Origin of the sequence: Pseudomonas resinovorans NBRC 106553, from assembly GCF_000412695.1 — a bacterium.
In the GTDB taxonomy this organism is placed as follows: domain Bacteria; phylum Pseudomonadota; class Gammaproteobacteria; order Pseudomonadales; family Pseudomonadaceae; genus Metapseudomonas; species Metapseudomonas resinovorans_A.
Genome location: NC_021499.1, coordinates 4713214 through 4722638, shown reverse-complemented (window position 1 = coordinate 4722638; position 9425 = coordinate 4713214). Strand labels below are relative to the sequence as shown.

General features: G+C 66.6%; 7 protein-coding genes. 3 read left to right on the top strand and 4 right to left on the bottom strand.

Going from position 1 to position 9425, the window contains the following annotated elements; genetic code table 11:
* The first annotated feature begins 159 nt into the window (after positions 1 to 159).
* From PCA10_RS21345 to PCA10_RS21335, 3 genes are all read left to right on the top strand, one after another.
* On the top strand, positions 160 to 1512 hold the full coding sequence (locus PCA10_RS21345; RefSeq protein WP_016494161.1) for a TolC family outer membrane protein: 1353 nt from the start codon (positions 160 to 162) through the stop codon (positions 1510 to 1512).
* A 109-nt stretch (positions 1513 to 1621) separates the two neighbouring features.
* On the top strand, positions 1622 to 3778 hold the full coding sequence (locus PCA10_RS21340) for a type I secretion system permease/ATPase (RefSeq protein ID WP_041770392.1): 2157 nt from the start codon (positions 1622 to 1624) through the stop codon (positions 3776 to 3778).
* Entirely contained in the window at positions 3768 to 5126 is a 1359-nt protein-coding gene (locus tag PCA10_RS21335; protein ID WP_016494159.1) for an HlyD family type I secretion periplasmic adaptor subunit, read from the top strand. The genes PCA10_RS21340 and PCA10_RS21335 overlap by 11 nt, the downstream gene beginning before the upstream one ends.
* Before the next feature lie 243 nt (positions 5127 to 5369).
* On the opposite strand, the gene mmsB is transcribed toward PCA10_RS21335, so the two are convergent.
* From mmsB to PCA10_RS21315, 4 genes are read right to left on the bottom strand one after another with little or no spacing between them, the layout of a single operon-like run.
* Entirely contained in the window at positions 5370 to 6254 is an 885-nt protein-coding gene (gene mmsB, locus PCA10_RS21330; protein ID WP_016494158.1) for a 3-hydroxyisobutyrate dehydrogenase, read from the bottom strand.
* Positions 6255 to 6297: 43 nt separating this feature from the next.
* Positions 6298 to 7401, bottom strand: a complete 1104-nt coding sequence (locus PCA10_RS21325) for an enoyl-CoA hydratase/isomerase family protein (protein WP_016494157.1) — start codon at positions 7399 to 7401, stop codon at positions 6298 to 6300.
* Between the two features lie 22 nt (positions 7402 to 7423).
* A complete protein-coding gene (locus tag PCA10_RS21320) occupies positions 7424 to 8242 on the bottom strand; it encodes an enoyl-CoA hydratase (RefSeq protein WP_016494156.1) in 819 nt (272 codons plus the stop codon).
* Positions 8243 to 8252: 10 nt separating this feature from the next.
* A complete protein-coding gene (locus tag PCA10_RS21315; RefSeq protein ID WP_016494155.1) occupies positions 8253 to 9416 on the bottom strand; it encodes an isobutyryl-CoA dehydrogenase in 1164 nt (387 codons plus the stop codon).
* Between the last annotated feature and the right edge of the window lie 9 nt (positions 9417 to 9425).

Genomic DNA, 9425 nt, shown 5'->3' with positions numbered 1-9425 from the left:
TTCCCATCCTAAACAATCCAATTAATGCTGTCACTTTGATATTTACCTGCGTTTTTCAAGTCATCCAGTGTGAGGTCGTTCACGGATTCGGAAGCTTGATCCAACGCAATCCCGGTGAAGTTTCCGGACCTTACAATCAACGAAAAGGATGCCAAGAACATGCGTCTGCGCTTCTCCACCCTGCTCCCGTTCGCCCTGGTTGCCAGCCTGCCGGCCCATGCCCAGAGCCTCTCCGAAGCCATGCAGCGCGCGATGGATGTCCATCCGGAAGTGCAGGCCGGGGTCAACAGCCGCCTTTCGGCCGACAAGCAGCTGCGCGCCGCCCAGGGTGGCTACCTGCCGTCCGTCGACCTGCTGGGCGGTTATGGCCGTGAAGGCACCGACAACACCACGACCCGCGCTACCGGTGACGACCACTGGGAGACCATGACCCGGGGCGAGTCCAGCCTGCGTCTGCAGCAGATGGTGTTCGACGGTTTCGCCACCAAGAACGAGGTGGGGCGCCAGCAGGCCACGGTCAACTCCCGCGCCTACTCGCTGCTGGGGACCTCCGAGCGCACCGCGCTGGACGTGGCCCAGGTCTACATCGATGTCCTGCGCCGGCAGGAAATGGTGCGCCTGGCCCAGGACAACCTGCGCAGCCACGAACGCATCTTCGACCAGATCAGCCTGCGCAGTGAGCGCGGGGTAGGGCGCCTGGCCGACCAGGACCAGGCCGAAGCGCGCCTGGCCCAGGCCCGCAATAACCTGATCACCGAGCAGACCAACCTCAATGACGCGCGCACCAACTACTACAGCGTGGTCGGCATGGACCCGGTGGACCTGAGCGAGCCGGCCGGCTTGCCGGGGCAACTGCCGGGGTCCCTCCAGGATGCCCGCCAGGCGCTGCTGGCCAACAGCCCGATCCTGCGTTCCGCCGAGTCCGACGTAGCCGCGGCCGAGAGCCAGTACGCCGCCGCCAAGTCCACTTTCTACCCGCGCTTCGATGCCGAATTGTCCCGTGCAGCGGACAATGACGTGGACGGCGAAAACGGCCACGTCAACGAATGGCAGGCGATGTTGCGCATGCGTTACAACCTCTTCGCCGGCGGCAGTAACAAGGCCGACCTGGAATCCAAGGCCTTCCAGATCAACGAGGCGCTGGACATCCGCAACAACGCCCTGCGCGTACTTAACGAAGACCTCGGCCTGTCCTGGAACGCGCTGAACAACGCCCGTGAGCAGCTGCCGATCGCCCAGCAGTACGTCGACTACAGCACCCGTGTGCGCGAGTCCTACCAGAAGCAATTCAGCATCGGCGAGCGCACCCTGCTCGACTTGCTGGACAGCGAGAACGAACTCTTCACCGCCTCGCGTCGCCTGGTGGACCTGCGCTACACCGAGCTGTTTACTCAGTACCGCATCAAGGCGACCATGGGCGAGCTGCTGAAGAGCCAGGGCGTAGTGGCGCCCATGGCAACGGTGGTACAGAACGAAGTGAAGCCCCAGGCCACCCTTCCCGGCCTGAACTGAAGCCCCGGATCCCATCCGCATTACCCGGTCGAGACAGCCGTCTTGACCGGGCCTGCGGAGCTCGGCCCGGACCCGGTTACCCGAAGAACCCAGAGCAGAGTGTCCAGGCGTGGATCCAGAAGTCAGTCGCGTTCAAGTCAACATCGATCCTCGTGGGCAGCATGACGACCCCTTGCTGGACTCGCTGCTGTCCCTGTGTGTCCTGCACCACAAGCCGGCCAACCGGGCGATGCTCACCAGCGGCCTGCCGCTGCCCAAGCAACGCCTGACCGTCGAGCTGCTGCCCCGTGCGGCGGCCCGTGCGGGACTCCAGGGCCGCCTGCTGCATCGGCGCCTGGAACAGATTCCGAAGATGGCCATGCCGGCCCTGTTGCTGCTCAAGGAAGGCCGCTGTGCGGTGATCCTCGGCTGGGACAGCGACGGCGGCGCGCGGCTGCTGCTCAGCGAGAGCGACGGTGGCGAGATCAAGGTGGCCCGCGAGCTGCTGCAGGAGGACTACGCCGGCCAGGTGTTCTTCGCCCAGCCCCAGCACAAGTACGACCTCGACCAGGGCAGCCTGATCCCGCGCACCAAGTCCTGGTTCCGCGACACCCTCAAGCGCTCGCGCTGGCTCTATGTCGACGCCGTCGCCGCCAGCCTGCTGATCAACCTGATCGGCCTCGGCGCGCCGCTCTTCGTGATGAACGTGTACGACCGGGTAGTGCCCAACCAGGCCGCCGCCACCCTCTGGGTGCTGGCCATCGGCATTTCCGGCGCCTATATCTTCGACCTGCTGCTCAAGACCATGCGCGGCCTGTGCCTGGACCTGGCCGGCAAGAAGACCGACCTGATCATCTCCGCCACGCTGTTCGAGCGCATCGTCGGCATGGCCATGAAGCACCGCCCGATGCGGGTCGGCAGCTTCGCCCAGAACATCCACGAGTTTCAGACGCTGCGGGACTTCCTCGCCTCGCTGACCCTCACCAGTGTCATCGACCTGCCGTTCACCCTGTTGATCCTGTTGGTGATCGGCCTGCTCGGTGGCCATCTGGTGTGGGTGCCGTTGCTGGCCTTCCCGTTGGCCATGGGCATCAGCTGGATGCTGCAGAAGCCGCTGGTGGCGACCATGGATCGCACCATGGCGCTGGCCGCCGAGCGCCAGTCGAGCCTGATCGAAACCCTCGCCGGCCTCGACGCGGTGAAGGTCAACAACGCCGAGAGCGACCGCCAGTACCTCTGGGAGCAGACCATCGGCACCCTCGGCCGCCTCGAGCTGCGGGTGAAGATGCTCTCCAGCCTGGCGATGAACCTCACCCTGATGATCCAGCAGTTGGCGGGCGTGGTGATGATCGTCGCCGGCGTCTACCTGATCATGGCCGGCGACCTCAGCATGGGCGGCCTGATCGCCTGCTACATGCTCAATGGCCGTGCCCTCGGCCCGCTGACCCAGTTGTCCGGCCTGCTCACCCGCTACCAGCAGGCGCGCCTGACCATGACCAACGTGAACCAGATGATGGACCTGCCGCAGGAGCGCCAGGAGGGCGAGCAGCCCCTGGTGCGCTCCAAGCTGCAGGGCAGCATCGAGCTTCGCGAGGTCAACTTCACCTACCCGAACCAGCAGACCCCGGCCCTCAGTGAGGTCAACCTGATCATCCGTCCCGGCGAGAAGATCGGCATCATCGGCCGTAGCGGTTCGGGCAAGAGCTCCCTGGCCAAGCTGATCGTCGGGCTCTACCAGGCCGACTCCGGCAGCCTCCTGGTGGACGGCACCGACATCCGCCAGCTGGACGTCAGCGAGCTGCGCCACAACGTCGGCTACGTGCCGCAGGACATCCAGCTGTTCAGCGGCACCCTGCGCGACAACCTGATGTCCGGCGCCCGCTACGTGGAGGACGAGCTGGTGCTGCAGGCCGCCGAACTGTCCGGTGTCCACGAGTTCGCCCGGCTGCACCCCAAGGGCTATGAGCTGCAAGTGGGTGAGCGTGGCCAGAACCTGTCCGGCGGCCAGCGGCAGAACGTCGCCCTGGCCCGCGCCCTGTTGCTCGATCCGCCGATCCTGCTGCTCGACGAACCCACCAGCTCCATGGACAACCCGGGCGAGGAGCGGCTCAAGGAGCGCCTCACCGGGATGATCGCCAACAAGACCCTGCTGCTGGTCACCCACCGGGCCTCCATGCTTTCGCTGGTGGACCGGCTGCTGATCATCGACCGCGGCCGGGTCATCGCCGACGGTCCGAAGGAAGCGGTAATGGAAGCGCTGAAGAAGGGGCAGATCAGTGTTGCGTAACGGCTTCGGCGCCCTGCGCCGGTATTTCAAAGGTAGCGAGTCCCTTTCCGAGCAGCCGCTTCCCGAGGTCAACAAGGCCCTGGTGGAGGACGCGCCGCGCGTGGTGCGCCTGACCATCTGGACCCTGGTCGGCTTCACTCTGTTCATGGTGCTCTGGGCGAATTTCGCCAAGATCGATGAAGTCACCCGTGGCGAAGGCAAGGCCATTCCGTCTTCCAAGTTGCAGAAGATCCAGAACCTGGAGGGCGGCATCGTTTCCGAGCTGTTCGTCCGCGAAGGCCAGGTGGTGGAAGTCGGCGATCCGCTGTTGCGCCTGGACCCGACCCGCTTCGAGTCCAACGTGGGTGAAACCGAGGCCGACCGCACCTCCATGCAGCTGCGCGTAGAGCGGCTGAGCGCAGAGGTCGAAGACCGGCCGCTGCAGATTTCCGAGGAGCTGCGCAAGATCGCCCCCGAGCAGGCGGCCAGCGAGGAAGCCCTCTACAGCAGCCGCCAACTGCAATTGCAGGAGGAAGTGGCGGGCCTGGAAGAGCAACTGGTGCAGCGTCGCCAGGAGCTCCAGGAATTCCTTTCCAAGCAGGCCCAGTTCCGCAACAGCCTGCAACTGCTGCGCCAGGAGATCTCCATTTCCGAGCCGCTGGTGGCCGAGGGCGCCATCTCCAAGGTGGAAGTCCTGCGGCTGCGCCGTGCCGAAGTGGAGAACCGTGGCGAGCTGGAAGCCACCAGCCTGGCGATTCCCCGCGCCGAGTCGGCGATCAAGGAAGCCGAGCGCAAGATCGCCGAGACCCGCTCGCGCTTCCGCAGCGAGGCGCTGACCCAGCTCAACGAGGCACGCACCGAGCTGAACAAGGCCAACGCCACCGGCAAGGCCCTGGAGGACCGGGTCAAGCGCACCCTGGTCACGTCGCCCGTGCGCGGCATCGTCAAGCAGCTGCTGGTCAATACCATCGGTGGCGTGATCCAGCCGGGCAGCGACCTGGTGGAGATCGTGCCGCTGGACGACACCCTGCTGGTGGAGGCGCGTATCCGGCCCCAGGACATCGCCTTCCTGCACCCGGGCCAGCACGCGACGGTCAAGTTCACCGCCTACGACTACACCATCTACGGCGGCCTGTCGGGTGAACTGGAACAGATCGGCGCCGACACCATCACCGACGAGGACGGCAACAGCTTCTACCTGATCAAGTTGCGCACCCAGAAGAGCCACCTGGGCTCGGACGAGGACCCGCTGCTGATCATCCCCGGCATGGTCGCCTCGGTGGACATCATGACCGGCAAGAAGAGCATCCTCAGCTACCTGCTCAAGCCCATCATCCGCGCCCGCGCCGAGGCACTGAGGGAGCGCTGATCCGCTGGCGGGCCCCGTAGGAGCGAGCTCCGCTCGCGAACAGAGGTCGTGCCGGACCCCGTTCCGCTTGAGCGAAGCGATGCCCATCGGCTCCAAAGAACAGCATGGGTATCGCAAGCTCCGCGGAACGCCGCCCGACCCATCCACAAGGAGGCATGCGCCGTTCAGCCTTGTGGATGACGCACTTCCATCCACCAACGGGGTTGTGCCGGGACCCGATGGTGGACCACGCGCACCGTAAACCTATTCGGTGAACAGCTTCTGCACCACCGAGAAGTCCTTGCGGCCCTTGCCCTGCTTGAGCAGCAGCCGATAGAGCTGCAACGCCAGGGCGCCCATGGGGGTGCTGGAGAGGCTGCCCTGTGCGGTCTCCTGGGCCAGGCCCAGGTCCTTGGCCATCAGCTCGGCCATGAAGCCCCCTTCGTATTCCTTGCTCGCCGGCGCGTTGGGCATCACACCCGGCCAGGGGTTGTAGCGCTCCAGCACCCAGTTGCCGCCCGAACTCTGGCGCATGATTTCGGCCAGCACCGCCGGGTCCAGGCCGTTGGCCACGCCGAGGGCCATGGATTCCGCGGTGCCGATCATCTGCACCGCCAGTAGCTGGTTGTTGCACACCTTGGCCACTTGGCCGGCGCCATCGGGGCCGGCGTGGAAGATGTTCTTGCCCATGGCCTGGAAGATCGGCCGGGCCTTTTCCAGGGCTGCCGCCTGGCCGCCGACCATGAAGGTCAGGGTGCCGGCGGCGGCACCGGCGGTGCCACCGGATACCGGTGCGTCCAGCATCTCGATGCCCCGCGCCTTGGCAACGGCGTGCACCTTGCGCGCGGACTCCGGCGCGATGGTGGAGCACTCCAGCAGCAGGCTGCCTGCGGCAATCTCCGCCAGCAGTCCGTCATCGCCCAGCAACAGGCCCTCTACATGGCGGCTGGCCGGCAGCATGGTGACCACCACCTCGCAGCCCGCCACCGCGTCGCGGGCGTCCCGCGCGGGCAGGGCGCCTTCGGCCGCCAGCTCGTCCACGGCGGCCTGCATCAGGTCATAGACCTTCAACGCGTGGCCGGCCTTGAGCAGGTTGCGGGCCATGGGCAGGCCCATGTGGCCGAGTCCGATAAAGGCGATCTTGCTCATCGTGCTTCTCCTTGGCCCGCGCTGCGCGGCGGTGGGCGGCTTGTCAGAGGTCGGCCAGCGGGTGGGCGCCCTCCCAGACCGGCTCGAAGTGGGCTTCGATCACCGCGCGGGGAATGGCCGCCACATCCGGCCAATGCCAGCGCGGTGCGTTGTCCTTGTCGATCAGGCGCGCACGCACACCTTCGGGGAATTCCGGGTGGCGGCAGCAGTTCAGGCTCATGGCGTATTCCATGCGGAACACCTCGGCCAGGGACAGGTGCCGCGCCCGGCGGATCTGCTCCCAGACCAGGTGGGCGGTGAGCGGGCAGCCGGCGGCCAGGGTCTTGGCGGAGCGCGCCAGGGGCACGTCGCTGTCGTGTTGCAGGCCGGTCATGGCGGTCCAGGCGGCGGGCAGGTCGGCCACGTCCAGCAGTGCGTCGATGCGTGCGCGCCGGGGCAGCCACTGGGCTTCGGGCAACTGGCCATGGGCTTCGTGTTCCAGGGCCTTGAGCAGGCTGTTGAGCTGGCTGTCGGAATGGTCCTGCCAGTTGATCTGTACCAGGCCTCGGATCAGCTCGTCCTGCTGGGAGTCCAGCAGGAAGCGGTCGGCCAGGTCCAGGTCCAGGGCGTCGCGGGCGTTGATGGTGCCGGCGCCCAGCCCGAGGAACAGGCCGAGCTTGCCCGGCAGGCGGGCGAGGAACCAGCTGCCGCCGACGTCGGGGTAGAGGCCGATGTTGATCTCCGGCATGCCCAGGCGGCTGGACGGGGTGACGATACGGATCGAGGCGCCCTGCATCAGGCCCATGCCGCCGCCCAGCACATGGCCATGGGCCCAGCAGATCAGCGGTTTGGGGAAGGTATGGATGCGGTGGTCGAGGCGGTATTCATCGGCGAAGAAACGGCCCGCCAGGGGCGGCACCACGCCGGGATTCTCGCGGCAGGCGTCCACCAGCTTGCGCACGTCGCCGCCGGCGCAGAAGGCCTTGGGGCCATTGCCGCGCAGCAGCACGCAGACGATCTCCGGGTCGTCGGCCCAGGCGCGCAATTTCGCGTCCAGGGCTTCGATCATCGGCAGGGAGAGGGCATTGAGGCTGGCTTCGGCATCCAGGCTGGCGATGCCGATGCGGGCGCCGTGCAGGCCGTTGCGTTCTTCGAAACTCACATTCATGGTCATATCGTCCGGCGTTCGGTCATTTGTTGCGCCAATGGGGCTCGCGTTTCTCCAGGAAGGCGTTGACCCCTTCGCGGGTGTCGTCGGCGTCGAACAGGTCGACGAAGCGCTCGCGCTCTTCCGGCAGCCAGCCGTTCGGCCCGCGTTCCCGCGCACCCTGGATCAGCGGCTTGATGGTACGCACCGCCACCGGGCTCTGCCGCGCCACCTTGGCCGCCAGCAGCAGGGCGGTGCCACGGGCCTCGCCGCTGTCCACCAGTTGTTCCACCAGGCCGATGCGCAGGGCGGTTTCGGCGTCGATGCGCTCACCGCAGAGGATCATCCGCTTGGCCCAGCCTTCGCCCACCAGCCAGGGCAGCGCCTGGGTACCGCCGGCGCACGGCAGCAGGCCCACGGCGGCTTCCGGCAGGGCCATCTGCGCCTGGCGTTCGGCAATGCGGATGTCGCAGGCCAGGGCGCATTCCAGGCCACCGCCCATGGCATAGCCGTTGATCGCGGCGATGGATACGCCACGGAAGTCCCGCAGGGCCTCGAAGGCTTCGCCGAAGCGCCGGGCCATTTCCCGCGCGCGGGCCTTGTCGCCGTCGGCGAAGAGGTTGAGGTCGGCGCCGGCGCTGAAGAACTTGGGCCCCTGGCCGGTCACCACCAAGGCATAGATCTGGTCGTCGTGGTTGAGGTGCTCGATGAGCTGTTTCAGGCCGATCAGCGACTCCCGGTCCCAGGTATTGGCCGGAGGGTGGTTGATGGTGATCAGCGCGGTATGGCCGTGCTTTTCCACCGTGAGCTTGTGGGTCAGGTCGAAGATTCCGGGCTGGTAGGGTTCAACGGCAGTGGTCATGTGCTGCTCCTTACGAGAGACGGTCGAGGTCGCCGCCTTGTTCCAGTAAACGGCGCGCCACGATGACGCGCATGATTTCGTTGGTGCCTTCGAGTATCTGGTGCACCCGGGTATCGCGCACCCAGCGTTCCAGAGGATAGTCGTTCAGGTAGCCATAGCCGCCGTGCAATTGCAGGGCTTCGTTGCACAGGGTGAAGCACTGGTCGGTGGCGAAACGCTTGGCCATGGCGCAGAACAGGCTGGCTTCGGGGTGGCGCAGGTCCAGGCGGTTGGCGGCCAGGCGGACCATCTGCCGGCTGGCGGTGAGCGCCGTGAGCATATCGGCCAACTTGAACTGCAGGGCCTGGAAGTCGGCCAGGGGCTTGCCGAACTGCTTGCGTTCCTCGACATAGCGCAGGCTCTGTTCCAGGGCCGCCTGGGCGGCGCCGAGGGAGCAACTGGCGATGTTCAGGCGGCCGCCGTCCAGGCCCTTCATGGCGTAGACGAAACCCTGGCCTTCGGGGCCGATGCGGTTGCCCGCCGGGATGCGCACGCCCTCGAAGGTGATGGTGCGGGTGGGCTGGGCTCGCCAGCCCATCTTGTCCTCGTTGCGGCCGTAGCGGACGCCTTCGGCATCGGCCGGCACCAGGAAGCAGGAAATGCCCTTGGCGCCGTCTTCCCCGGTGCGCGCCATGACGATCAGCACCTGGGTGCTGCCGGCGCCGGAGATGAAGCACTTGCTGCCATCCAGCACGTAGTCGTCGCCGTCGCGGCGGGCACGGGTGCGCAGGCGGGCGGCGTCGGAGCCGGCGTCCGGTTCGGTCAGGCAATAGGACGCCAGCAGCTCGCCGCCGATCATGCCGGGTAGCCAGCGCGCCTTGAGCTCGGCGTCGCCGAAGCTGGCGAGCATCCAGGTGGCCATGTTGTGGATGGTCAGGTAGGCCGTGGTGGCCACGCAGCCGGCGGCCAGTTGCTCGAAGATCAGCGCGGCGGACAGCCGCGACAGGCCCAGGCCACCGTCTTCTTCGGCGATGTAGAGGCCCAGGTAGCCCTGTTCGGCGGCGCGGCGGATCACCTCCAGCGGGAAGTGGTGGTCGCGGTCCCAGTCGGCCGCGTGGGGCGCCAGCTCATGGCTGGCGAACGCGCGGGCGCTGTCCACCAGCAGGCGTTGTTCTTCGTCGAGATCGAAATCCATCTTGGCTCC